The organism is Micromonospora sp. C97, from assembly GCF_018070385.1.
Lineage (GTDB): Bacteria > Actinomycetota > Actinomycetes > Mycobacteriales > Micromonosporaceae > Micromonospora > Micromonospora parva.
This window is the reverse complement of sequence record NZ_JAGPXU010000017.1, coordinates 61,822-84,899: the sequence shown is the minus strand read 5'-3', so window position 1 is coordinate 84,899 and position 23,078 is coordinate 61,822. Positions and strand designations below refer to the sequence as shown.

23 protein-coding genes are annotated in these 23,078 nt (G+C 70.3%); 12 read left to right on the top strand and 11 right to left on the bottom strand.

The window, feature by feature from the left end:
* Positions 1 to 15 precede the first annotated feature (15 nt).
* Complete coding sequence (locus tag KBX26_RS21485) at positions 16 to 771, top strand: ABC transporter permease (RefSeq protein ID WP_030328917.1); 756 nt, start codon at positions 16 to 18, stop codon at positions 769 to 771.
* 157 nt (positions 772 to 928) lie between these two features.
* Here the strand turns inward: KBX26_RS21485 and KBX26_RS21480 are convergent, their stop codons facing one another.
* The 5 genes from KBX26_RS21480 to KBX26_RS21460 all read right to left on the bottom strand — a co-directional run bounded on the left by KBX26_RS21480 (position 929) and on the right by KBX26_RS21460 (position 5,785).
* Positions 929 to 1,582 (bottom strand): O-methyltransferase, encoded by a 654-nt coding sequence (locus KBX26_RS21480; RefSeq protein ID WP_210866264.1) that lies wholly within the window; start codon positions 1,580 to 1,582, stop codon positions 929 to 931.
* Positions 1,579 to 2,310, bottom strand: a complete 732-nt coding sequence (locus KBX26_RS21475) for a nucleoside triphosphate pyrophosphatase (RefSeq protein ID WP_210866263.1) — start codon at positions 2,308 to 2,310, stop codon at positions 1,579 to 1,581. Before KBX26_RS21475 ends, KBX26_RS21480 begins: the two co-directional genes overlap by 4 nt.
* Before the next feature lie 218 nt (positions 2,311 to 2,528).
* Positions 2,529 to 3,632, bottom strand: coding sequence for a type VII secretion-associated serine protease mycosin (mycP, locus tag KBX26_RS21470; RefSeq protein ID WP_247680913.1), 1,104 nt, complete (start codon positions 3,630 to 3,632; stop codon positions 2,529 to 2,531).
* Between the two features lie 1,408 nt (positions 3,633 to 5,040).
* The gene (locus KBX26_RS21465) at positions 5,041 to 5,499 is read right to left on the bottom strand and encodes a hypothetical protein (protein WP_210866261.1); all 459 of its coding nucleotides are present in this window, start codon (positions 5,497 to 5,499) and stop codon (positions 5,041 to 5,043) included.
* Between the two features lie 91 nt (positions 5,500 to 5,590).
* Positions 5,591 to 5,785, bottom strand: coding sequence for an acyl-CoA carboxylase subunit epsilon (locus KBX26_RS21460; RefSeq protein ID WP_030328908.1), 195 nt, complete (start codon positions 5,783 to 5,785; stop codon positions 5,591 to 5,593).
* Positions 5,786 to 5,875: 90 nt separating this feature from the next.
* Between KBX26_RS21460 and KBX26_RS21455 the strand changes: the two genes are divergently transcribed.
* Together KBX26_RS21455 and KBX26_RS21450 are read left to right on the top strand one after the other, a co-directional pair.
* Positions 5,876 to 7,918 (top strand): serine/threonine-protein kinase, encoded by a 2,043-nt coding sequence (locus tag KBX26_RS21455; RefSeq protein WP_210866260.1) that lies wholly within the window; start codon positions 5,876 to 5,878, stop codon positions 7,916 to 7,918.
* A 65-nt stretch (positions 7,919 to 7,983) separates the two neighbouring features.
* Complete coding sequence (locus tag KBX26_RS21450) at positions 7,984 to 8,211, top strand: hypothetical protein (RefSeq protein ID WP_030328904.1); 228 nt, start codon at positions 7,984 to 7,986, stop codon at positions 8,209 to 8,211.
* 83 nt (positions 8,212 to 8,294) lie between these two features.
* Here the strand turns inward: KBX26_RS21450 and KBX26_RS21445 are convergent, their stop codons facing one another.
* Together KBX26_RS21445 and KBX26_RS33055 are read right to left on the bottom strand one after the other, a co-directional pair.
* A complete protein-coding gene (locus tag KBX26_RS21445; protein ID WP_030328902.1) occupies positions 8,295 to 9,047 on the bottom strand; it encodes a GH25 family lysozyme in 753 nt (250 codons plus the stop codon).
* Positions 9,048 to 9,171: 124 nt separating this feature from the next.
* Complete coding sequence (locus KBX26_RS33055) at positions 9,172 to 9,360, bottom strand: Uma2 family endonuclease (RefSeq protein WP_247675686.1); 189 nt, start codon at positions 9,358 to 9,360, stop codon at positions 9,172 to 9,174.
* A gap of 222 nt (positions 9,361 to 9,582) precedes the next feature.
* On the opposite strand from KBX26_RS33055, the gene KBX26_RS21435 reads away from it, so the two are divergent.
* The 4 genes from KBX26_RS21435 (at position 9,583) to KBX26_RS21420 (ending at position 12,808) form a co-directional block, all read left to right on the top strand.
* Positions 9,583 to 10,326: a M50 family metallopeptidase gene (locus tag KBX26_RS21435; protein ID WP_210866259.1), complete on the top strand. Its 744-nt coding sequence runs from the start codon at positions 9,583 to 9,585 to the stop codon at positions 10,324 to 10,326.
* 61 nt (positions 10,327 to 10,387) lie between these two features.
* The gene (locus KBX26_RS21430; RefSeq protein ID WP_210860073.1) at positions 10,388 to 11,371 is read left to right on the top strand and encodes a ketopantoate reductase family protein; all 984 of its coding nucleotides are present in this window, start codon (positions 10,388 to 10,390) and stop codon (positions 11,369 to 11,371) included.
* Between the two features lie 62 nt (positions 11,372 to 11,433).
* Positions 11,434 to 11,934 (top strand): SigE family RNA polymerase sigma factor, encoded by a 501-nt coding sequence (locus tag KBX26_RS21425; RefSeq protein ID WP_030328895.1) that lies wholly within the window; start codon positions 11,434 to 11,436, stop codon positions 11,932 to 11,934.
* On the top strand, positions 11,927 to 12,808 hold the full coding sequence (locus tag KBX26_RS21420) for a hypothetical protein (RefSeq protein ID WP_210866258.1): 882 nt from the start codon (positions 11,927 to 11,929) through the stop codon (positions 12,806 to 12,808). The genes KBX26_RS21425 and KBX26_RS21420 overlap by 8 nt, the downstream gene beginning before the upstream one ends.
* 30 nt (positions 12,809 to 12,838) lie before the next feature.
* Here the strand turns inward: KBX26_RS21420 and KBX26_RS21415 are convergent, their stop codons facing one another.
* Positions 12,839 to 14,422 carry an acyl-CoA carboxylase subunit beta gene (locus KBX26_RS21415; RefSeq protein WP_030328892.1) on the bottom strand — a complete coding sequence of 528 codons (1,584 nt, stop codon included), beginning with the start codon at positions 14,420 to 14,422 and terminating at the stop codon, positions 12,839 to 12,841.
* Between the two features lie 84 nt (positions 14,423 to 14,506).
* Between KBX26_RS21415 and KBX26_RS21410 the strand changes: the two genes are divergently transcribed.
* Both KBX26_RS21410 and KBX26_RS21405 read left to right on the top strand, forming a co-directional pair.
* Positions 14,507 to 15,382, top strand: coding sequence for a biotin--[acetyl-CoA-carboxylase] ligase (locus KBX26_RS21410; RefSeq protein WP_210866257.1), 876 nt, complete (start codon positions 14,507 to 14,509; stop codon positions 15,380 to 15,382).
* A 189-nt stretch (positions 15,383 to 15,571) separates the two neighbouring features.
* Positions 15,572 to 16,144, top strand: coding sequence for a PH domain-containing protein (locus KBX26_RS21405; RefSeq protein ID WP_030328888.1), 573 nt, complete (start codon positions 15,572 to 15,574; stop codon positions 16,142 to 16,144).
* Positions 16,145 to 16,189: 45 nt separating this feature from the next.
* Here KBX26_RS21405 and KBX26_RS21400 read toward each other — a convergent pair whose 3' ends face one another.
* From KBX26_RS21400 to KBX26_RS33250, 3 genes are all read right to left on the bottom strand, one after another.
* Entirely contained in the window at positions 16,190 to 16,936 is a 747-nt protein-coding gene (locus KBX26_RS21400) for a MaoC/PaaZ C-terminal domain-containing protein (RefSeq protein ID WP_210866256.1), read from the bottom strand.
* Positions 16,933 to 17,640 (bottom strand): GtrA family protein, encoded by a 708-nt coding sequence (locus tag KBX26_RS21395; protein ID WP_210866283.1) that lies wholly within the window; start codon positions 17,638 to 17,640, stop codon positions 16,933 to 16,935. The genes KBX26_RS21400 and KBX26_RS21395 overlap by 4 nt, the downstream gene beginning before the upstream one ends.
* Positions 17,641 to 17,703: 63 nt before the next feature.
* The gene (locus tag KBX26_RS33250) at positions 17,704 to 18,240 is read right to left on the bottom strand and encodes a GtrA family protein (RefSeq protein WP_030328876.1); all 537 of its coding nucleotides are present in this window, start codon (positions 18,238 to 18,240) and stop codon (positions 17,704 to 17,706) included.
* A gap of 440 nt (positions 18,241 to 18,680) precedes the next feature.
* On the opposite strand from KBX26_RS33250, the gene KBX26_RS21385 reads away from it, so the two are divergent.
* From KBX26_RS21385 to KBX26_RS21375, 3 genes are all read left to right on the top strand, one after another.
* The gene (locus tag KBX26_RS21385) at positions 18,681 to 20,525 is read left to right on the top strand and encodes a phosphoenolpyruvate carboxykinase (GTP) (RefSeq protein WP_030328874.1); all 1,845 of its coding nucleotides are present in this window, start codon (positions 18,681 to 18,683) and stop codon (positions 20,523 to 20,525) included.
* 36 nt (positions 20,526 to 20,561) lie between these two features.
* Positions 20,562 to 21,431 (top strand): hypothetical protein, encoded by an 870-nt coding sequence (locus tag KBX26_RS21380; RefSeq protein WP_210866255.1) that lies wholly within the window; start codon positions 20,562 to 20,564, stop codon positions 21,429 to 21,431.
* A 491-nt stretch (positions 21,432 to 21,922) separates the two neighbouring features.
* Positions 21,923 to 23,065 (top strand): geranylgeranyl reductase family protein, encoded by a 1,143-nt coding sequence (locus KBX26_RS21375; protein ID WP_030328869.1) that lies wholly within the window; start codon positions 21,923 to 21,925, stop codon positions 23,063 to 23,065.
* Positions 23,066 to 23,078: the final 13 nt, after the last annotated feature.

Genomic DNA, 23,078 nt, shown 5'->3' with positions numbered 1-23,078 from the left:
CCGGAGACGACTCTCATGAAATTCGCCCGTGACACCTGGCTGATCTTCCAGCGCCAGACCCAACTCCTGCTGCGCAACCCGGTCTGGGTCTTCGTCGGCGTCTTCCAGCCGGTCATGTACCTGCTGCTCTTCGCCCCGCTGCTCAAACCCGCACTGAACGCCCCCACCCAGGCCGAGGCCTACAAGATCTTCGTACCGGGCCTGCTGGTGCTGCTGGCCATCTTCGGTGGCCTGTTCCAGGGCTTCGGCCTGATCGCCGAGCTGCGAGCCGGCGTCATCGAACGCTCCCGGGTCACCCCGATCAGCCGGCTCGCCCTGCTGCTCGGCCGCTCGCTGCGCGACGTCGTCTCGCTCATCGTGCAGGCGGTCATCATCACCCTGCTGGCGCTCCTGTTCGACCTGCGGGTGTTCATTGGTGACCTGCTGCTGGCGTACCTGATGCTCGCTCTGATCGCCCTCATGACCTCGGCCGTCTCCTACGGTGTCGCCCTCAAGGTCAAGAGCGAGGACGCGCTGGCCCCACTGATGAACACCGTGGCGCAGCCGGTGCTCCTGCTCTCCGGCATCCTGCTGCCGCTGACCTTCGCACCCGGCTGGTTGCAGGGCATCGCCAACTGGAACCCGTTCTCCTGGGCGGTCGACGGCACCCGTTCGCTGTTCGCCGGTGACCTGGGCAGCGACAAGGTCTGGCAGGGCCTCAGCATCACCGCGGTGCTCGCCGCACTGGGCGTCTACTGGGCCGCCCGCCAGTTCGCCCGCAGCGTCCGCTGACCGTCCCCTGCGCGCGAGTTCCTGAAAAACGGGGTGTCCCCTGCTGGGGGACACCCCGTTTTCCGTGTTAGGCGGCCGGCACCCGGCGCCCGGCGTTGCCGGCGGCCGGCGTTTGGTGGTTGTCGGCGGGTGGCCGGCGTTCGGCGGGGGTCGGCGGTCAGCGGACCCGGGCGAGGGTCAGGCCGTCCGCGATCGGCAGCATCACCGGGTCCACCCGTACGTCGGCGAGGACCTCGTCGTTGAACGCGGCGATGGCCCGGTCACCTTCGTCCTGCGGGGCGATGACCCGCCCACCACGTAGCACGTTGTCGACGGCGATCACCCCACCCGGGCGCATCCGGGGCACCAGCTCCGCCCAGTAGATCGGGTAACCGGTCTTGTCCGCGTCGATGAACGCGAAGTCCAGGTGCCGCTCGTGCGGCAACGCCCGCAGCCCGTCCGCGGCCGGGCCGATCCGCAGGTCGATCAGATCCTGCACGCCGGCGCGCGCCCAGTAGCGCCGGGCGATGCCGGTGAACTCCTCGGAAATGTCGAAACAGGTCAGTCGCCCGCCCTCGGGCAACCCGCGGGCGATCGCCAGCGACGACAGCCCGGTGAACGTGCCGACCTCGACGGCCTGCCGTACGTCGAGCAACCGGGTGAGGAACGTCAGGAACGCGGCCTGCTCCGGCGCCACCTGCATCGAGGCGTGCTCCGGCAGCACCGACCGGGTCTCCTCGGCCAGGTCCCGGATGATCTCGTCCGGCGGGGAGCCGTGTGCGACCAGATAGGCGTGCAGCTCTTCGGTGAGCGGGATCGACTTGGTGGTCATGACCGGACGTTACCGAGCGGCTCGACGGATTGACCGCCCGCCACGGCAGGTTGGCCGCCGGGCTCGGCAGGTTGGCCGCCGGGCTCGACGGATTGGCCGCCCGGTGCGACCTTCGTCCACAGGTCGGTGATCCGCAGATCCAGCTCGGCGAGGAGCCGGCGCAGCAGTGGCATCGACAACCCGACCACAGTTCCCGGGTCACCCTCGATCCGCTCCACGAACGGCCCGCCCAGCCCGTCGATAGTGAACGCGCCGGCCACCGCCAACGGCTCACCCGTGGCCACGTACGCGGCGATCTCGTCGTCGCTGATCTCAGCGAAGTGGACCGTGGTCGAGGCGACCGCCTCCGCCCGCCGCCCCGCATCAAGGTCAATCAAGCAGTGCCCGCTGTGCAGCACACCGCTGCGCCCGCGCATCCGCCGCCACCGCCGGGTCGCGTCGGCCGCATCGTCAGGCTTGCCGAGGATCTCCCCGTCGAAGGCCAGCACCGAGTCGCAGCCGATCACCAACGTCCGCTGATCACCGGTCGGGTTCAGTCGGCTCACCACCGCCTGCGCCTTCAGCCTCGCCAACTCCAGACACAGATCCTCGGCCCGCTCGGTCACCACCAGGGACTCGTCCACCCCGCTGACCAGCACTTCCGGCTCAATACCGGCAGCCTGGAGCAACTTACGACGGGCAGGGCTCGCCGAAGCGAGCACGAGGCGGAGCGGCAAAGTCTCAGACACGAGCCCGACGTTACCGCCCAACCCCCACCAGGCCCGACACCCCGCCCAGCGCCCTCACCGATGCCGGCCCGGCGGCCTGGGTGGTCCGGGGCCTTGGCAGCCGTCGTAGCCCGGCGGTTCGACCGCCGGCACCCTTGATCCACACGCCTTTCAGGAAAACGCGCTATCCCATCGCCCCGGACACGGCGGTTTCCTGAAAGCCGAGTGGATCACCGCGATCACCGGCTGATTCTGGGCGGCGGATCATCACCACGACGGCGACGTCGCGCTATCACGACCCATCCCACCCCGGCGGCCACGATCACCCCAAGAGTGGCCAGGCCGCGCACGGTCGAGCCATCATCCTGACCACCCGGCTGAGCGGCAGCCGTCGTGGTCGGGCCAGCACCGGCCGGAGCGCTCACCGATTCAAAACCCAGCGGCGGTACGTCTGCCGTCAGCGCCGCCACAAGATCGATCACTCCATAGCCGTACTCGTCGTCGCGCCCAGGAGGGCCCTTGTCGACGGCGGTAGCCGTGAGCCGGTGCGCCACCTCTCTCGCCGGCAGGTATGGGTACTTCGACCTGATCAGTGCTGCCGCGCCCGCCACGATCGCCGTCGCGTCAGAAGTTCCAGTCCCTTTGCGGTACTTGCCGTCGATGCTCGTGCTGTAGATGTCGACCGCCGGCGCAACTACGTCAATATCGGGACCAGTCAGCGAGACGGTAGCGCGTTTCCCATCTCGATCAATTCCGCCAACAGCGATAACTTCCGGGTAGCGTGCTGGGTAACCAACCAGCTGCGCCCACGGCGCATTTCCAGCAGCGGCAACAACTACGATGTCAGCTTGTAAGGCCATTCTGACTGCCTGTTGCAGGCGGTCGCTCACCCCGCCGGCGATCGAGACGCTGATGACATCGGCGCCACGCTCAATTGCGTACTCTATTGCCACTGCCAATGACTCTGAATCGCCATCCCCTCCCGGCGGTGAACAGAGTATCGGTAGGATTCTAGATTTTGGTGCAATGCCGAGCGCGCTTGAACTTCCGTCGCCATGGGCTGCGATGAGGCCGGCCATTCCTGTTCCGTGACCGTCTCTATCGGTCAGCCCATCGCCACTGCCTCCAGCGATCACGTCCTTTCCGGAAAGCAGGTTACCCCTTAGGTCCGGATGCTGATCTACGCCGCTATCGGGAAGGGCAACGATAGCTCCCTCGCCTTCGCTGACCTTGTGCGCTTCTGTGACTCTGAGGAAATTCAGGTGCCATTGCTCGACATGGGCGCCGTTTTCGCGCGCTTGTAATGCAGGGGCCGGAATCCCTCCAGGCAAGCTCAATGCCAACAGAAGAGGGAATGCGAGGTATGACCTCACCGAGGAAGGCCGAGAGCGGGGCCCGGATCAATTGGGCCGTCCTCGTCGGGCGGGAGCACCACAGGTGCGACCCCAGGCTCCATCCTCCATGGATGGTCTGGGTCCCATCGGTTGGACTCGCTGTCACTGTCGTCGGGACCCCATCGATTAGGCCGAGTAGGCGGGGCAGACATGTGCCAATTGGCCCCAGTTCTAGGCGCACCACCAATGGGCGACATGCCGCTGACGCTCCCAAGCGCACGCGGAGCACTTGGCCGCGAGCCCGCCCCTCCCGTTGGCGCCGTCCCAGCGCTCCCACCGCCTATGACACCTCCAACGGGATTGACCCGGCGCGGTGCAGCCGGACCGTTGTTAGGTGATCCAAATCCAAGACCCGGTGCGCCACCGATTAAGCCGCTTGGTGGAGCTGGACGAGGTGTTTGCGTCGTATTAATTCCTTTTAGTTTCGGCTCCTCGGGCAGTAACCGCCCCGTTGACCCACGTTGCTCGGTTGGCTGCCCAATGATCCTTGGCGCGTTAGGGGTAGACCCAAGGCTTGCGGGTGGTATTCCCATGCCAGGTGGCTGGTTTATTGGCCCAATCTGTTGGCCGTGTGGCAAGTCTTGAGTGACGGGGGCGGGCGCTGGGCTTGCTCCACCAAGGACAGGGCCAACCCCCTTTGCGATGGGCATCCGGTCACTTCGCGGATCACCTGAGTTGCCGGGTAGCGACATTCGTGCGGTCGATTGAATGGGAACCGGAACGATCGGCGGGATGACGGGAGCTGCAGTGGGTGTCGTGGCGGCTCCGCCTTCGTCGACGCGGAGAGCGGGCCGCGTGGGAGGTTTTTGGAGGGTTGCTTGGGCTTGTTGGAGTTCGCCGCTCAAGCTGAACATCATCGACCGGGCCTGCGCGTTCAGCTGTTCCAGTTCCCCATCGGCGACAGGCGGTTGGGTGGCCCGGTTGCCCATCACCGCCTTCGGGTCGGCGACCATCGCCTCATACGCCTGTTTCTGCTGGTACTTGGTCGCGTACTCCTCATAGATCTTGCGGAGCGCGGCGCGGGTGGTGCCGATGGCCTGGGTTGCGGCGGAGAGGGCGGTGTAGTTCGCGGCGGCGGCATCGTGGGTGCGTTGCACCTTGTCGATGAGTTCGTCGAGTTCGGCGAGGTACGTGCGGGAGGCGGCGCTGGTTTCGGGGGGCCAGGCTGCGGCGAGGCCGCGTCGGTACTGCTGGAGGCGGCCGAGGTGGGTTTGCGCGAGGTCGCAGACCTTGCGCCAGCCGGCGACCTGCTTCCAATGGTTGGCGGTGTCGTGGTCCTGCAGGCAGGCCCACATGCTGTTGACGTCCATGAGTTGCCAGTCGGTGAGGCCGGTGGTCCGGCCGCTGCCCCGTTCGATCACGGCAGCACCACCGGCGGCTGGGCGTCGGGGCTGGTCGGGTCAGTCGGCACCGACGTGGGGCCGCCGGGCAGCATGTTCAAAGGGTTGGCGAGGGCTCGTTGCACGTCCACGACTCTGGCGGCGGTGAAGGCGTCGCTGTCGGCGTAGTGGGTGGCGACCTGGTCGGCGGCGGCGGCGAGGTGGCCGGTGGCGCCTCGGACGGCGTACACCATGTCGGCGGTGGCCTGCTGCGTCTCGTGGTGCGCGTGCAGGAAGGTGACCAGCTCGATGAAGGCGTCGCAGGGGTTGGGCAGCTTCGCGGACATGTCCTCGGCGATGTACGACAGGTGCGGCGCGTAGTTGCTCTCGACGTCGGCGGCGAGCCGGTCGGCGAACTCTCTGAGCTGGCTGATGTCGGCTTCGATGCCGCCGTAACCGCGCAGCCAGGGTGCTGGCCGGTCCTCTTCGGGGATCATGGATCCTCCCTACCCGTAGCGGCACCGTTTCCCTGAGTGAGGTTAACGGCTCAACGCCACCCTGGCAGCCCCCGTACGGCGGTCTGGCGGGTCAGCGAGGCAGGCCGGCGGCGCGCCAGCCGCGGGAGCTGCCCGGTCGGCCGCTGCGCGCCCAGGCGGACGGGGCCGTCGGCGTGGGAGCGGCGGCCGGGCGGGACCGGATGATGATCGCCCCCACCAGAGCGGCCAACTCCTCGGCGGTGGGCACGCCGCGGACGACCCGGAACAGCGGCTCTTCGGCAGACATGCCGTCAGGGTACGCGGCGCGAAGTTACCCGAAGCGCACAGTGGCGTGCCGGCGGTGTGAGCGTCAGCGGGTCCGGGTACCGTCTCACCGATGTCGAACGCGCTTCCCCAACTCGTCGCTGACCGATACCGGCTCCTGTCGCCGCTCGGCCAGGGCGGCATGGGCCGGGTGTGGAAGGCGCGCGACGAGGTGCTGCACCGGGACGTCGCCATCAAGGAGTTGGTGCCGCCACCCGGTCTCACCGATGAGGAGCGCCGCGAGATGCGCGAGCGCTCGCTGCGGGAGGCGCGGGCCATCGCCCGGCTCAACCACGCCAATGTCGTCCGCATCTTCGACGTGCTGCGCACCGACGGCGATCCGTGGATCGTCATGGAGTACGTGGCGTCGAAGTCGTTGCAGGACACGCTCGCCGAGGACGGCCCGGTTTCGGTGGCCCGCACGGTGGAGATCGGCCTGGGTGTGCTGGGCGCGCTCAGCGCCGCGCACAAGGCGGGCGTCATGCACCGCGACGTGAAGCCCGGCAACGTGCTGCTCGGCGAGGACGGCCGGGTGGTGCTGACCGATTTCGGTCTGGCCACCATCCCCGGCGACCCCAACGTGACCCGCACCGGCATGGTGCTCGGCTCACCCGCGTACATCTCGCCGGAGCGGGCCCGGGACGGCACCGCCGGTCCGGAGGCCGACCTGTGGTCGCTTGGCGCGACGCTCTACGCGGCGGTCGAGGGCAAGTCTCCGTACGCCCGCCCGTCGGCGATCGGCACCCTGGCCGCGTTGGCCACCGAGCCGATTCCGCCGCCGAAGAACGCGGGTCCGCTGAAGGCCGTCCTCAACGGGCTGCTGCGCAAGGACCCGAACGAGCGGATCACCGCCGAGGTGGCGGAGCGGTTGCTGCGCCGCGCCGGGGGCAAGCGGTCGCGCGGGATCTCCCTGCTTGATGGCGTACGTCGGCCGGGGCCGAACGGTCCGCGCGAGCCGCGCCCGCCGCACGTGCCGGCGCCGCGACCTGCCGAGAGCGTCGACCAGCCGGTGTCGCCGCCGCCGGCTGCCGCTGCGGTCCCCGCTGCTGCTGCCGCGACCGCTGCGGCTGATGCCACGCCGACGGCAGTGGTTTCCTCAGGTGCAGCCGCCGACCCGACCGCTGTGGTGCCGGCCGACCCGACGGTAGCGGCACCGGCCGAGCCGACCGCCCCTGTCGACCGCCCGTCCGAGGCCGCCGCGTTCGGGGCCGCCGCGTCCGATGCTGCCGCGTCCGGGGCAGAGCCGACCGCGACGGTCGCGGCCGCGCCCGACACGAGCGGCGACGGTACGACGAACGTCGACGACGAGCCGACGGTGGTCGACGGGCCGCCGGTGGCTCCGGAGCAGCGCAAGCCGACCACGCCGACGTCGCTGATGCCGCCGGTGGGTCCGGCCGGCCGCGCGTCGGTGCCGCCCTCGGACGGCACGAAGCCGAACAACACCCGACGTAACGTGCTGATCGGGGCGCTGGTCGCGCTGCTGCTGATCGGCCTCGCGGTGGTCGTGCCGATGCTGACCAGCGGCGACGGCGACAAGACCCCGCAGGCCGACCCGACCGGTGCTGCCGCCACCTCGGCGCCCGCGCCGACCTCCGCTGCCGCGCCACCGCCGCCCACCACCGGTGCGCCGACCCCGTCGGCCTCGGCCACTCCCTCGGTCGACCCGAACGCGCTGCCGGCCGGCTGGAAGCTGCACCGGGACCCGGAAGGCTTCGCCCTGCCGATCCCCGACGGTTGGGTGCGCCGCGACGCTGGTCAGAACACTGTCGTCTTCGACGAGTCCAACGGGCCGGGGGAGCTGCTCGTGCAGTGGACGCCGACCCCAAAGGACGACGCCTACAAGGACTGGCAGCGCATCGAGCCGGACCGCAGAGAGATCGTCAAGAATTACCAGAACCTCGGCATCAAGCGCTGTAACTTCTGGAAGACCTGTGCGGACTGGGAGTGGCTGGAGACTCGGGACGGGCAGCGGATCCACGTCCGCAACCGGGGGTTCGTGACGGCCAGCAACCGGGGCTACGCCCTGCGGTGGGAGATCGCGGAGAAGGACTGGCAGGCCAACCTGCCGAACTTCGACCGGATCGCCAAGGGTTTCGTGCCCGACCGGCAGGACTGAAACTCATTCGCATGACCTTCCGTCGTCCGGGGTAATTGACCTTTGACGACGGAAGGAGGCACGACATGGGTTACCGACGGAGGGACACTCGGCCCCGGCTGGCACTGTGGATGCTCGTGGCGCTCGGCGACGCGATTCTGCTGCTGGTCAGCGCGGGGGTTTCGGTGCTCGTCGCACTGCTCGGCGTCGTGATCGTTGCCGGCCTTGGCGTTGCTGCCTGGCGGATGACCCGCCGGGGCGCGCTGGCTCGTGAGGATGCTGTGGTGCCGGCCCTGAGCCGGCGGCGGGCCTGACCCGTACCCGGTGGTGTGGCGGCAGCCGGACCGATTGTCGACCGTGCTGGTGACCGTCGATCCCGCTGCCGCCAACGGCCCGGTCAGGTGTTGTTGGCCAACGCGATCAGGCGGCTCCGGTCGCCGTTCCAGTAGTTGCGGTCCACGTTGCCGCTGATCCCGGAGACCGCGCCGGTGCTGGTGTACTGCCAGAAGCTCCACACCGACGCGCCGGCCGGCAGCGTGCCCGGCGCGCTCGCCCAGCGGGCCAGCCAGAGCGGGTGGTTCGCCCACGGGCCGGTCCAGCTGCCGGTGCACTGGTTCCACCAGCTCGTGGTGGTGTAGATGACCGCGTACCGGCCGGTGCGGGAGCGGTAGGTGTTCAGGAAGTCCTGGATCCAGTTGCGCATCCCGGTCGTGCTGAGGCCGTAGCAGTAGCCGCCGCTGTACGGGTTGCCCTCGATGTCCAGCGCGGCGGGCAGGGTGCGGCTGTCCGCGGACCAGGCGCCGCCGTTGGACGCCAGGTAGTTGGCCTGGGTGGAGCCGGCGGAGATGTTCGGGCGGGCGAAGTGGTACGCCCCGCGGATCACCCCGGCGTTGTACGCGTTGACGTAGTTGGCGTTGAAGTTCGGGTCCTTGTAGCTGGTGCCCTCGGTCGCCTTGATGAAGGCGAACTGGATGCCCGCGTTGCGGACGCTGGTCCAGTTGATGCTGCCCTGGTAGCGGGACACGTCGATGCCGGGTGTGGTGGCTGCGGCCGCCGGTCCGGCGGTCGCTACCAGGGCCGCCGCCGCGGTGGCGAGGACGGTGAGGCCGGCCGCGAGTGCGCGGCGCAGCGTTGATGAGGTACGGGCCATGAGTGCCTCCAAGGACGTCGCTCTATCGACGTCCATCTTTGGAGGTAAGTGCCCTAGATCGCAAGGGAGGCTGAAAAAAGCTTCATCGGCGGCCGTCTGTCGCCCTGGTGACGAGAGGAACGGGTCAGCGCAGTGTGGCCGGGTCGAGCTGCCAGCGGAACGGCTCGACGACTGTCAGCGTCTCGCCGGGCTTGGCAACCTGGTCCTCGACGTAGTGCTCGCCGTCGAGCCGGAACAGCCGCAACGAGTGACCGTCCCCGTCCTGCTCGACCAGCAGGTACCAGAGGATTCGCGCGATGGCGTAGAGCTGCATTTTGACCAGGCGATCGGCGGCTCCCGTCGAGCAGCTCGATGCGGTCCGGGGTTTCACCCAGGGCGAAGTAGTCGGCCTCGGTCCAGAGCCCGACGTGGTGCCCCCGGGGTTCCGCGCTCATCAGCGCTCACCTGCCGTTTCACTCGCCACCCGATCAGTCTCACAGGATGCGAGCCGGTGCCTCGGGAGCGACACGGAACGCCGCCGGTAGGCTCGCGCCCCATGATGTCGATCGACGGGCTGGGCGAGAAGTGGGACACGTTGTTCGGCGCGCAGCCGGACCCGCCCGCGCTGCTGGTGCTGATCACCGGGGCGGTGGCGCTGGTGGTGGTCTCCACCCGGCTGCCGTGGCGGATCGCCCGTAACGCCATCACCATCGCGCACGAGGGCGGGCACGCCCTCGTCGCCCTGCTCACCGGCCGCAAGCTGCGCGGCATCCGGCTGCACTCGGACACGTCGGGTTTGACGCTCTCCGCCGGCCGTCCCACCGGGCCGGGCATGATCCTCACCCTGCTCGCCGGATATGTCGCACCGCCGTTGGTCGGGCTGGCCGGCGCCTGGCTGCTCGGCGGCAACCGGATCACCCTGCTGCTCTGGGTGGCGGTGGCGCTGCTGCTGGCCATGCTCGTCATGATCCGCAACGCCTTCGGCGTGGTGTCGTTGCTGGTCACCGGCGCGCTGGTGTTCGCCGTCTCGTGGTACGCGACGCCGCAGGTCCAGGCAGCCTTCGCGTACACCGGGGTGTGGTTCCTGCTGCTCGGTGGGGTGCGGCCGGTGGTCGAGCTGCAACGGCTGCGCTCCCGGGGCCGGATGCCCGCCTCCGACGCCGACCAACTCGCCGGGCTCACCCCGTTTCCGGGGTTCTTCTGGGTGAGCGTCTTCGCAGTGATCAACCTCGCGGCGCTGATCGCCGGCGCGCTCCTGCTCGCCGGCCCGTTCCTCACCGACGCCGGCCTGACCAGCTAACGGAAGGCAACCGGCGGGCGGCACACCGGGCGGAAGGCGCACGGCGGGCAGAATGAGGTCCATGCGATACGTGATCATCGGGGCGGGCGCGGTCGGCGGCACCATCGGCGTACGGCTGGCCCAGGCCGACCGGGACGTGACAGTGGTGGCCCGCGGCGCCCACCTGGACGCGATCCGGAGGCGGGGTCTGACCCTGCGGCAGCCCGACGGTGAGGTCACCGCCCGGCTCGCGGCGGTGGACCGGCCCGGTGACCAGCCGCTGCCAGCGGACACCGTGCTGATCCTCACCGTGAAGTCGCAGGACACCGCCGGCGCGTTGGCCACCTGGGTGGACGCGCCGGTGGTCGGCGGCGGCACGGCCGGCGAACGTCTGCCGCTGGTGACCGCGCAGAACGGGGTGGCCAACGAGCGGGCCGCGCTGCGGCTCTTCGCCGACGTGCACCCGGTCTGTGTCTGGCTGCCGGCCACCCACCTGGACCCGGGCGTGGTGGTCGCCAACGGGTACCCGCACCCCGGGATGCTCCACATCGGCCGGTACCCCGCAGGTGCCGACGACACCGACGCGGCGATCGCCGCCGACCTGACCGCCGCCGGCTTCGTCGCCCCGGTCCGCGCCGACGTGCTGCGCTGGAAGTACGGCAAGCTGCTCAGCAACCTCGGTAACGGCCTGCAGGCGCTGCTCGGCCGGGACATCCCGGACGCGCTGGCCGAGCGGGTACGCGCCGAGGGCGTCGCCGCGCTCGCCGCCGCCGGCATCGCGCACACCTCGCCGGAGGAGGAGAAGGCCGAACGGGGCGACCTGGTCGGGCAACGCCCGGTCGCCGGAGAGGCCCGTTCCGGCGGCTCCACCTGGCAGAGCCTGGCCCGGGGCACCGGCTCGACCGAGGTCGACCACCTCAACGGGGAGATCGCCCTGCTCGGCCGGCTGCACGGCGTACCGACACCGGCCAACGTGGCGGTGCAGCGGGCCGTACGCCGGGCGGCCCGGGAGCGGATCGCGGCCGGCGCGTTCCCGCTCGCCGAGCTGGAGAAGATGATCGCCTGACCGGGGCAACCGACCACCCCGCGCGGTGCGTGTTCCCAGCGACCGACACGGGGAGGTAGCTGGTGCCGGACGTCGACGGGTTCGACGAGTTCTACCGGGGGAGTCGACAACGACTCCTCGGGTTCGTCTACGCCCTCACCGGCGATCGGGGCGAGGCGCAGGACGCCGTGCAGGAGGCGTACGTCCGGGCGTGGCAGCGCTGGTCGACGATCAGCGCGTACGACGACCCGGAGGCGTGGGTTCGGGTGGTGGCCAGTCGGATCGCGGTCAGCCGCTGGCGCAGTCTGCGGAGCAGGGCCCGTGCCTACCTGCGACACGGGGCCACCGAGAGCGTTCCCGGGCCGGGCACCGACACCGTCGCGGTGGTCGCCGCCCTGCGCCGGCTGCCCGAGGAGCAACGCGTCGCCATCGCCCTCTACTACCTGGTGGGCATGCCTGTCGCCGAGGTCGCCCGGGAGACCGCGGCCCCGGTGGGCACGGTGAAGGCCCGACTCTCCCGGGGGCGCGCTGCGCTCGCCGGTCTGCTCGCCGTCTCTGACCTGGAGGAGGCCACCGATGCGTGACGACCCGACCTTGGTCGAACAGATTCAGCGCGACCTGCGGGACGTGCGCTGGCTCGGCCCGGAGGAGATCCGTGCCCGGGCCCGTCGCCGCAGCCAGCGCAGGATCGTGGCGGCCACCGTCGTGCTGGCCCTCGCCGGGGTGTCCGCCGCCGCGGTCGCCGCGCCGAGGACATCTCCGCCGTCGGCTCTTCCGGCCGCCTCCGCCTCGCCCGACGCCACGCCGACCCAGCACGAGATCACCACCGACGCCCTGCTCCAGCCGGCCGACCTGACGCGCCCGATCGAGGTGCAGCTCAGCCAGGCGGGCATGGGAGAGCCGGTCCGGGTCGACGCGATGCTCGATCAGTGCCGGGCGAACCTGGGGCTGCCGGAGGGGTGGCGGTTCTCCCGCCTGTCCCGCTCACAGACCCTGCTTCGGGCGCGTCCCGCCGGAACCGAGCCCGGCAACGCCGACGTTCTCGTGATGCAGGACGTCTACCGGATGGCAACACAGGACGAGGCGACGTTGGCCCTCGTGACCCTCCAGGGTCTGGTGGACCCGTGCGACGAGTGGCGCAGCCGCGGGCCGTACGAGCGGAAGGGGCAGACCGGTACGGCGGAGGCGGTGCACCGGTGGCAGGTCCGGCCGCTGGACTCTGGGGGGCAAGGCGGCGTCCTGCTGACCCACACGATTTCCCAGGCCCGGGACGTGAACACCGGCGCGACGCTCGACGACGAGACGCGCCCGACCAACACTGCGGTGGTGCAGGTCGGCGATCTCGTCTCGGTGCTCAGCCTCGGTCGCGACGGCACCGAGGCGGAACTCCAACAGTTCGCCGTCGCGGCCGTGGCGCGCCTGTGCCCGAACGCCAACGCCCCACCCCCGAACTGCTGAGGGCGCGGATCGAGGGAACCGGACCCCGCGTTACAGCGGGATGTTGCCGTGCTTCTTCGGCGGCAGGGTCTCCCGCTTGGTGCGCAGGATGCGCAGCGCCCGCACGATCTGGGTGCGCGTCTCGTGCGGCGGGATCACCGCGTCGACGTACCCCCGCTCGGCGGCCACGTACGGGTTGGCCAGGGTGTCCTCGTACTCGGCGATCTTCTCGGCCCGGACCGCCGCCGGGTCCTCGGCACCTGCCAGCTCGGAGCGGTAGAGGATGTTCACCGCGCCCTGCGCACCCATCACCGCGATCTGCGCGGTCGGCCAGGCGAAGTTCAGGTCCGCGCCGAGGTGCTTGGAGCCCATCACGTCGTACGCCCCGCCGTACGCCTTGCGGGTGATCACCGTGACCTTGGGGACGGTGGCCTCGGCGTACGCGTAGATGAGCTTGGCGCCCCGGCGGATGATGCCGTCCCACTCCTGGCCGGTGCCGGGCAGGAAGCCGGGTACGTCCACGAAGGTCAGCACCGGGATGTTGAACGCGTCGCAGGTGCGCACGAACCGGGCTGCCTTCTCCGAGGCGGCGATGTCCAGGGTGCCGGCGAAGTGCATGGGCTGGTTGGCGACCACACCGACCGGTCGCCCCTCGACCCGGCCGTAGCCGACCACGATGTTCTGCGCGTAGAGGGGCTGGACCTCGAGGAACTCCCCGTCGTCGAGGACGTGCTCGATGACGGTGTGGATGTCGTACGGCTGGTTGGCGGAGTCCGGGACGAGGGTGTCCAGCTCGCGGTCCTCGTCGGTGATCGTCAGGTCGGCGGGGGCCTCGACGACGACCGGCTCGTCGAGGTTGTTCGACGGCAGGTACGACAGCAGCGCCTTGACGTAGTCGACAGCGTCCTCCTCGTCGGTGGCGAGGTAGTGCGCGTTACCGCTGCGGGAGTTGTGCGTACGCGCGCCGCCCAGCTCCTCCATGCCGACGTCCTCGCCGGTCACCGTCTTGATCACGTCGGGGCCGGTGATGAACATGTGCGAGGTCTGGTCGACCATCACTGTGAAGTCGGTGACCGCGGGGGAGTAGACCGCGCCGCCGGCGCAGGGGCCCATCACCAGCGAGATCTGTGGGATGACACCGGAGGCCCGGACGTTGCGGAAGAAGATCTCACCGTAGAGGCCGAGCGAGACGACGCCCTCCTGGATGCGCGCGCCACCGGAGTCGTTGATGCCGACCACCGGGCAGCCGATCTTCATGGCCAGGTCCATCACCTTGACGATCTTCTCGCCGAAGACCTCGCCGAGCGAACCACCGAAGACCGTGAAGTCCTGGGCGAAGACGCACACCTGCCGGCCGTCCACCGTGCCGTAGCCGGTGACCACACCGTCGCCGTACGGCCGGTTCTTCTCCAGCCCGAAGGCCGTGGACCGGTGCCGGGCCAGTTCGTCGAGTTCGACGAAGGATCCCTCGTCGAGCAGCATCTCAATCCGCTCGCGGGCGGTCTTCTTGCCGCGCGCGTGCTGCTTCTCCACGGCGCGGGCCGACCCGGCGTGCACCGCCTCGTCGACCCGGCGCTCCAGGTCCGCCAGCTTGCCCGCGGTGCTGTGCATGTTGGTCCCGGTCTCGGTAGTCACCCTGGGAATATAACGATGGTTCAGGTGGGTGCCCCTGTGCAGTACGCCTCAGTGTCGATCAGGGCACCGCCGTAGGCTGGCGGAATGCCGGGTTCCCCGTACACCGATCTGGACCGGCCGCCGCTGTCGGCGGCCCGGCTGCGCCGCGCGTTGGTCGCGCCGAACGGGCCGTGGGCCCGGCTGGAGTTGCGGGCCGAGACCGGCTCCACCAACGCCGACGTGGCCGAGGCGGCCCGGACCGACGAGCCCGAGGGCCTGGTGGTGGTCGCCGAACGGCAGACCGCTGGTCGTGGTCGCCGTGGTCGGGTCTGGCAGTCGCCGGCCCGGGCCGGCATCGCGACGAGCGTGCTGCTGCGGCCCGGCGAGGCCGTGCCGGACCGCGGTTGGTTGCCGGCGGCACCCACGGGGTACGGGTGGCTGCCGTTGCTGGCCGGCGTGGCGCTCGTCGAGGCGGTGGCCCGGCTGGCCGAGCTGGAGGCCACCCTGAAGTGGCCGAACGACCTGTTGATCGACGACGCGAAGTGCGCGGGCGTGCTGGCCGAGGCGGTGCCCGGACGTACGCCGGACCAACCGCCGGCGATCGTGCTGGGCATCGGGCTCAACGTGACGCTGCGCGCCGACGAGTTGCCGGTGAACCCGACCGGGCTGCCGGCCACCTCGCTCCAGCTGGCCGGCGCGGCGGCCACCGATCGGGATCCGCTGCTGCGGGCGCTGCTGCGGGCGGTCGCCGACTGGTACGACCGTTGGCGTTCGGCGGGCGGCGACGCGGTGGCCAGCGGCCTGCGCGACGCCTACCTGGCGGCCTGCGCGACGGTCGGTCGGGAGGTACGCGTCCTGCTCCCCAACGGCGACTCCCTGACCGGCACCGCCACCGGAGTGGACCCAGACGGCCAACTCATCGTCACCACCCCCACCGAAACCCGAACCCTGGCAGCCGGCGACGTCCTACACCTCCGCTAACCCACCCCGCCCCACCCCCCAACCGCGCGATCTTGCACTTCCTGTCGCGGCACAAGGGGTGAAAGCCGCGTAACGGCGACCGGAAGTGCAAGATCGCGGAAGCACGGGTGGGGGCCGCGTGGCGGATGTTGTGGTGGGGCTTGGGGGGTTTACCGTCTGCGCGTCTAGAAAATCGCGTTGGAGGTTCCCGTGGCGTTTCCTGAGGACGTGCTCACCGAGGACGAGCATGTCGTGCTGCACCTGCACCCGCACTGGAAGGCGTTGATCCGGCCGATCGCGGTGCTGGTGCTGGCCATCGCCGCGGTGGTGGTCGGCGTGGTCCTGTTGCCTGAGGGCAGCGGGGGTTCGATCGTGCTGGCCGTGATCGGGGCGATCGCCCTGGTCGCGGTGCTCTGGCTCGCGCTGTGGCCGTTCCTGGTCTGGCGCACCACCCACTACCTGTTCACGAACGAGCGGGTCCTGCTCCAGCAGGGTGTCTTCTCCCGGGACCGGCGGGACCTCCCGCTCGCCCGCGTCAACGACCACTCGATGAACCAGCGTTTCGTCGAGCGTCTGCTCGGCTGCGGCACGCTCACCATCGAGTCGGCCGGTGAGCGCGGCCAGTCGGTGCTCTCCGACGTGCCGGACGTCGGAAAGGTGCAGACCACCCTGTACGAGTTGGTCGAGGCACAGCACGACAAGCACTCACTGGGCGATGGCGAGATGCGCGACATGCTCGCCGACATGCAGGACGGCAAGTCGCTGCGCGACACCACCACCTGACCGGTGCGGTTGACACCCGCCCCCTGCCACGGTGTCGGGGGCGGGTCAGTCGTGTCGTTGCGCCTCGGCGGAGCCGCTGATCTCCGTCGGGTCACCGTCGGACGGCGCGGCGGCGGACGGCACGGCGGCGGACGGCGCGGCGGCGGACGGGTCCGCCGCGCTCGGGCCGTCGGCGGGCCGATCAGCTTCGGGCCGATCAGCTTCGGGCCGATCAGCTTCGGGCCGATCAGCTTCGGGCCGGTCAGCGTCGGCCGCGGCGGCTTCGACAGCTTCGGCGCCGGCGGGGTCGACCTCGACCGGCCGGACGGCGAACCAGCCACGGAAGCGGGTCCGCAGCACCTCCTGCTCGGGCCGGTCGTCCGGGCCGAGGCGCAGCATGGTGCCGGTGAGGCTGACGGTGCCGAGCCCGGGACGGGCGGTCGACGGTCGGGCGCCCATCACGTCGACCCGGACGGCGAGCCGGTCGCCGGCCCGCACGGGGGCGAGCCACCGCAGCTCCTCCAGGCCGGGGGACGCGTCCGCGGCGGCCCGGGACAGCAGGTGGTCGACGTACGCGCGCATGAACAGGCTGACCGTGTAGAAGCCACTGGCGATCACACCGCCGTGCCGGCTCGCCGCGGCCAGGTCGCTGTCGACGTGGTACCACTGCGGGTCGAAGCGGCGGGCGAAGGCGACCATCTCGTCGGCGTCCACGGTGACCACGCCGAGATCGACGGTCAGCCCCGGGACGAGGTCCTCGAAGAACAGCTCGGCTGGTCGGCCCGTGCCAGAGCGGGCGTCGGGTGTGGTCACCGGCGGGGCGCGCGACGGGTGCCGACGTGCAGTTCCGCGGCGAGTTCCGCGTCCAGGTCGGCGGCGGGGCTGACGCTCAGGTGCGGGGGCCGGCCCTGGGTGGGTGTGCCGGGCGGGTAGTCGGCGCGCTGTGCGGGCTCCGACTCCTCCAGCTCGGACACGGATTCCGCCAGCTCGGCGACCGGGTCCATCTCCGCCATGGTGTCCCACTCGTCGCGCGGAATGCTGTGCCAGGTGGACTGGGGCTTCGCAGCCTCGTCCGCTGCTGGTGCGACAGGTTGGAAGACGAAGGTCCGGTAGGACCAGAACCGGAACAGCGTGGCCAGCATGACGCCGACGGTCTTGGCCACATTCAGCGCCAGCAGGCCGTGTACGCCGAGACCGTACTTGGCGGCCGCCACGGCACCCAGCTCAATGAGCAGGCCGGCGCCGTTGAAAAGGAAGAAGAGCAGATATTCCCGACGAAGCGCCGATTTCGGGCGATCGCGGTACGTCCAGTGCCGATTCATGAGGTACGACGTGATGGTCGCGACGATGGTCGCGATCACGGTCGCCTTCAACTGACCATTGACGAAAACGGTCAGTGCGAGGGCATTGAACACCGCGTAATTGATGACGGTGTTGATGCCGCCGACGATGCCGAACTTGAGCGCCTCGTGGATGAACTTCTGCCAGCGCTCAGGCAGCAGACGGACAAGACGCATGCGAAACACCTTAGGGCAGTCGGTGCGGCCGGCGATCACCGGCCGAACGAGGTGGGCGGCAGGTCACGCCCCGTGGTCACGGTCGGGATTCACCTGCGGAACGGTCGGGGTTCCCGCTTCGACGAAGACGAACCGCCGGTAGGACCAGAATCGGAACAGCGTGGCGAGCCCCGTGCCGACGATGTAGCTGGCGAGGTTGTCGGCGAGGCGGGTCTGGAACACTGCCGGCCAGATGGCCCCGAGCCCGTAGCGGCTCAGCGCCAGGCAGGCGACGGTGATGCCGAGGCCGACCGCGTTGAAGAAGAAGAAGAGCGCGTACTCGCGGGCCGCGTTGTTGCGCTGACGGTGCCGCCACGTCCAGAACCGGTTGCCGACGAAGGCGACGGTGGCCGCGATCACTGTGGAGATCGTCTTCGCGGTCAGCTCCTCGACGCCGTGCCTGCTCGTCAGGTAGTTGAAGAGCGCGAAGTCGATGAGGAAGGCGAAACCACCCACGGTGGCGAACTTGCTCAGCTCGCGGAGGAGATGACCGAAGCGGTCGAGCAGTGTGCCGACGAGACCCCGTCGGGTCTGCGGGGAACCCGGTTGCTCCCCGGTCATCGTGGCGGCCACGCAGGGAGCCTACCGGCTGCCGGCCAGTCAGAGGGGTAGCAACGGCGAGCGGGCGCGGTGTCCCGGAGGGGCCCAGCGTCTGCGTACGTGACCACTGCACAGAGCGTAGCCAATTGGGAGGACTGAGCCGCTGCGGAACGGGAATCCTCGCACCGGTCGGCGGGGCAGGTCCACGGCCCGACCGCAACAAGCCGCCGCCGGGGTGCACAACAAGATTTGCGTGAAACTGCGCGGGAAAGCGGGTATCAGCTCGTGATGCCGCAGCGAGGCCGTAGCTTGTGCAGTTCTTCACAACCTGTCCCACTGACTCGGAAGGCTGCCCGGTTTACGCTGAGGCCAATCCCAGGTTTCCACGAAGGCGACGCTTCGCGCCGCCGAGTCTCGTGCATCCCATAGATCGGTCAGCGTCGACCACAAGGAGATGTGTCATGGTTGCTCCGGCTGTTGTGCGGGGAATCGATCAGGCCCCGACGTCCCACCCGAAACTGCTCGCCTGGGTCCGTGAGGTCGCAGAACTGACCACCCCCGACCGTGTCGTCTGGGTGGACGGGTCCGACGAGGAGTGGCGCCGCCTCACCGATGAACTGGTCGAGGCCGGCACTCTGATCCGGCTCAACCCCGAGAAGAAGCCCAACTCGTTCTACGCGCGCACCGACCCGACGGACGTCGCCCGGGTCGAGGAGCGCACCTACATCTGTTCCGTCGACGAGGCGGATGCCGGCCCCACCAACAACTGGATGGCGCCGGCCGAGATGAAGCGGACGATGACGGAGTTGTACCGGGGCTCCATGCGCGGTCGCACCATGTACGTCATCCCGTTCGTCATGGGCCCGGTGGAGGCCGAGTCCCCGATGTTCGGTGTGGAGATCACCGACAGCCCGTACGTGGTCGCCTCCATGCGGATCATGACGCGGATGGGCGCCCGGGTCCTTGAGGCCATGGGCGACGACGCGGACTTCGTGCACGCGCTGCACTCCATCGGCGCCCCGCTCGCTCCCGGCCAGGAGGATGTCGCCTGGCCGTGCAACGACACCAAGTACATCTCGCACTTCCCGGAGACCCGGGAGATCTGGTCGTTCGGCTCGGGTTACGGCGGCAACTCGCTGCTGGGCAAGAAGTGCTACTCGTTGCGGATCGCCAGCGTGATGGGCCGGGACGAGGGCTGGCTCGCCGAGCACATGCTGATCCTGAAGATCACCTCGCCGGAGGGCCGGGTCTACCACATCGCCGGCGCGTTCCCGTCGGCCTGCGGCAAGACCAACCTCGCCATGGTGGAGCCGACGATCCCCGGCTGGAAGGTCGAGACCATCGGCGACGACATCGCCTGGATGCGGTTCGGCCCGGACGGCCGCCTCTACGCGGTCAACCCCGAGTACGGTCTCTTCGGCGTCGCGCCCGGCACCGACTGGAAGACCAACGCCAACGCCATGCGCACCCTGGACCGGGGCAACTCGATCTTCACCAACGTCGGCCTCACCGACGACGGTGACATCTGGTGGGAGGGCATGGGTGAGCCGCCGGCGCACCTGATCGACTGGAAGGGCAACGACTGGACGCCGGAGAGCGACAGCCTCTCGTCCCACGCGAACAGCCGGTTCTGCACCCCGATCACGCAGTGCCCGATCCTCGCCGACGAGTACTTCGACCCGAACGGCGTTCCGATCGACGCGATCCTCTTCGGCGGACGCCGTAAGGACACCGTCCCGCTGGTGACCGAGGCCCGCGACTGGGTGCACGGCGTCTACATGGGTGCCACGCTCTCCTCGGAGACGACCGCCGCCGCGTCCGGCGCGGTCGGCGTGGTCCGCCGGGACCCGATGGCGATGCTGCCGTTCATCGGCTACCACGCCGGTGACTACTTCCGGCACTGGATCGAGATGGGCAAGGGCACCGACGGCGACGAGGCGAAGCTGCCGAAGATCTACTACGTCAACTGGTTCCGCAAGGACCCGGACGGTTCGTTCCTCTGGCCCGGCTTCGGCGAGAACTCGCGGGTGCTCAAGTGGATCGTGGAGCGGATCGAGGGCACCGCCGACGCGGTCGAGACGCCGGTCGGCATGGTCCCCGCGCCGGACGCCCTGGATGTCGAGGGCCTGGACATGACCCCGGAGGATGTCCGGATCGCGCTGAAGGTCGACCCGGACGAGTGGCGCAACGAGCTTCCGATGATCACCGATTGGTTCGAGAAGTTCGGTGACAAGCTGCCCGGCGTGCTCTGGGCCGAGCTGGACGCACTGCGCGCGCGCCTGGACGCCGCACAGCCGCAGCGGTAGGTGTGAACGAGGCCCTTCGCGGGCAACATCGATTTCATGAGGACGGCCGCCGAGACCCAGGTCCGGCGGCCGTCCGCCGTCCGGGTGCTCGTCATCCTGCTGGCCACGACGGCGGCGGCCACCGTCGTGGTCGAGCTGCTCAATTGGTGGTACGCCCCGGAGCAGGGTTTCGGGTTGGCCGTCCGGACCGGCTGGGCACTGCTGCGCTCGTTCGGTTTCCTGCTGCTGATCGGGCATGTGCAACGGGGTCGTACGGTGGCCCGCCCGTTCGGGCTGATCCTCGCGGTCACCACGATCTTCGCGGTCGGCCGGCTCATCGTGCCCCGGCAGGGGGTGCCGCCGTTGCCCGGCCTGCTCGGTTTCGCGATCCTCACGGCGCTCTGTGTCGCTGTGGTCTGGCTGCTCTACCGCTCGTCGGCGTTGGCCGGGCACCTGGTCCGGCACCGTGCGCGTCTCGTCATCGACCGGGACGGCATCTCCTGGCGGGAGACCCCGCCCCGCCGACCACAGGCCAGCGCCTGGTTGTTGACCAGTCGCGTGGCGGCCTTCACCTACAGCCCGTTGATGCTGGTGCCAGCGCTGGTGGCCGGGGGCTCCATCCTGGACGGTCGGCTGACCGCGGTGCCGGCCGTGCTGTTCTGGTTCGGCGCTGGCATCACGGCCAGCTACGCCGTGCTGTTCTGCACCGCGTTCCTGATGCGGGGCAAGGACTGGGCCCGTGGCCTGCTGATCGTCGTCACGGTGGCCGTACTCGCTGTGGATCTGCCGCTGTGCTGGTGGCTGCTGGGGGTCGACGGCCTGGTCCGCGACGGCGGCCCCCTGGTCGCGGCGGCGGGGTTGACCCTGTACGGCCTGCGCCGCGCCGCCCGCGCCCCCGACGCCGCCCAACCTGAACCCCAACCCTGACCGCGGCCAGCCCCGCACCCCTCCCGCTGGCCGGCTGGCGGCCGGCGGCCGGCGGCCGGCCATGGCGCTGGCCCGGCCATGGCGCTGGCCCGGCCATGGCGCTGGCCCGGCCATGGCGCTGGCCCGGCCATGGCGCTGGCCCGGCCATGGCGCTGGCCCGGCCATGGCGCTGGCCCGGCCATGGCGCTGGCCCGGCCACAGCGCAGGCCCGACCACGGCCCATTCCCCCTTTGCTCTGCACCTCTATAGGCGACAGTGGCGGACGGTAACCGTCGCGTCCGCGGGTGCAGAGCAAAGGAGGGCGGTGAGACCTGTCGGTCCAGTGCGGGAACGGTCTTCTCGGGCGGGCAGGGGGCAGGATGGCGGGTGGCGTCGGTCACAGCGATCGGCGTCGGGGCAGCTGCGGAGATCGTCGGTGTGGCCGGCCGGAGGGCCGACCAGGTCGCCCGGCGGGAGCGGCCGCGCCGCGTCGGACTGGAGGGAGGCGCGCGGTGGACGACGAGTTCGACGTGGTGGTGGTGGGGGCGGGGCCGGCCGGCGCGGCAGCGGCGCTGACGGCGTGCCGGGCCGGTGCCAGCGTGCTGCTGCTGGACCGGGCCGACTTCCCCCGGGACAAGGCGTGTGGTGACGGGATCGCCGCGCACTCGGTGGACGTGCTCGCCGAGCTGGGGGTGACCGAGGCGGTGGCGGGTTACGCGCCGTTGCCGGCGCTCCGCATGATCTCGCCGGGGGGCGGTGCGGTGGCCCGGGCGCTGCCCCGACCCGCGTACACCGTGCCCCGGGAGGTCTTCGACGCGCGCTTGGTGGCGGCCGCGGTGGCCGCCGGCGCGCAGCTGCGCCGGCACACCGTGCGCCAGGTCGAGCCACGAGCCGACCGGGTGGTGCTCGACGGGCAGGTGTCCGGGCGGGTGGTGATCGGTGCGGACGGCGCCGGCTCGGTGGTGCGTCGGGCGCTCGGCCACCCGCAGAACCCCGACCGGCACCTCGCGCTGGCCATCCGGGGGTACGCCCCGGCGCTGCCCGGCCCGTCCGAGCAGCTCATCGTCACCTCGAAGGCGCGTTGGCCGGCGTACGCATGGTCCTTTCCGATCGGTGACGGACGGGCGAACGTCGGGTACGGGGAGGTCCTGCGCGGTGAGCCGCTGAGCCGGGCGTACCTGCTGGACCGGCTGGCCGCGCTGCTACCCGGCACCGACCTGGCGACAGTGACCGCGTTGCGGGCCCATCACCTGCCGCTCTCCACGCACCGACCGTCGCCGGGGCGGGGGCGCACCCTGCTGGCCGGGGACGCCCTGTCGCTGATCAACCCGTTCACCGGGGAGGGGATCTTCTACGCGTTGCTCTCCGGCGCGCTGGCCGGGTCGGCGGCGGCCCGGTCGCCCGAGGACGCCGCCGGCCGCTACGCCCACGGGTTGCGTCGCCGTCTCGGCACCCACCTGCGGCACAGTTCGGTCGCGGCCTGGTTGGCCCGGCGACGCCGGGTGGTGGACGCGGCGGTCCGGGCGGCCCGTCGGGACGACCGGGTCTTCTACGACGTGGTCGAGCTGGGTCTGGGTGACGGACGCCTCACCGCTCGTACGCTCGCGATGATCGGCATCGGTCTGGGCGGTGGGGATGGGGCTCCGAGGCGGTGAACTGGCGCAAGGG

Coding starts and splice junctions, on each gene's coding strand:
- KBX26_RS21445 (WP_030328902.1), bottom strand. CDS start 9,047: ATGGCCCGTACCTCATCAACGCTGCGCCGCGCACTCGCGGCCGGCCTC.
- KBX26_RS33055 (WP_247675686.1), bottom strand. CDS start 9,360: ATGCAGCTCTACGCCATCGCGCGAATCCTCTGGTACCTGCTGGTCGAG.
- KBX26_RS21450 (WP_030328904.1), top strand. CDS start 7,984: ATGGGTTACCGACGGAGGGACACTCGGCCCCGGCTGGCACTGTGGATG.
- KBX26_RS21485 (WP_030328917.1), top strand. CDS start 16: ATGAAATTCGCCCGTGACACCTGGCTGATCTTCCAGCGCCAGACCCAA.
- KBX26_RS21420 (WP_210866258.1), top strand. CDS start 11,927: ATGCGTGACGACCCGACCTTGGTCGAACAGATTCAGCGCGACCTGCGG.
- KBX26_RS33250 (WP_030328876.1), bottom strand. CDS start 18,240: ATGACCGGGGAGCAACCGGGTTCCCCGCAGACCCGACGGGGTCTCGTC.
- KBX26_RS21430 (WP_210860073.1), top strand. CDS start 10,388: ATGCGATACGTGATCATCGGGGCGGGCGCGGTCGGCGGCACCATCGGC.
- KBX26_RS21395 (WP_210866283.1), bottom strand. CDS start 17,640: ATGCGTCTTGTCCGTCTGCTGCCTGAGCGCTGGCAGAAGTTCATCCAC.
- KBX26_RS21385 (WP_030328874.1), top strand. CDS start 18,681: ATGGTTGCTCCGGCTGTTGTGCGGGGAATCGATCAGGCCCCGACGTCC.
- KBX26_RS21460 (WP_030328908.1), bottom strand. CDS start 5,785: ATGTCTGCCGAAGAGCCGCTGTTCCGGGTCGTCCGCGGCGTGCCCACC.
- KBX26_RS21480 (WP_210866264.1), bottom strand. CDS start 1,582: ATGACCACCAAGTCGATCCCGCTCACCGAAGAGCTGCACGCCTATCTG.
- KBX26_RS21410 (WP_210866257.1), top strand. CDS start 14,507: ATGCCGGGTTCCCCGTACACCGATCTGGACCGGCCGCCGCTGTCGGCG.
- KBX26_RS21455 (WP_210866260.1), top strand. CDS start 5,876: ATGTCGAACGCGCTTCCCCAACTCGTCGCTGACCGATACCGGCTCCTG.
- KBX26_RS21465 (WP_210866261.1), bottom strand. CDS start 5,499: ATGATCCCCGAAGAGGACCGGCCAGCACCCTGGCTGCGCGGTTACGGC.
- KBX26_RS21435 (WP_210866259.1), top strand. CDS start 9,583: ATGATGTCGATCGACGGGCTGGGCGAGAAGTGGGACACGTTGTTCGGC.
- KBX26_RS21380 (WP_210866255.1), top strand. CDS start 20,562: ATGAGGACGGCCGCCGAGACCCAGGTCCGGCGGCCGTCCGCCGTCCGG.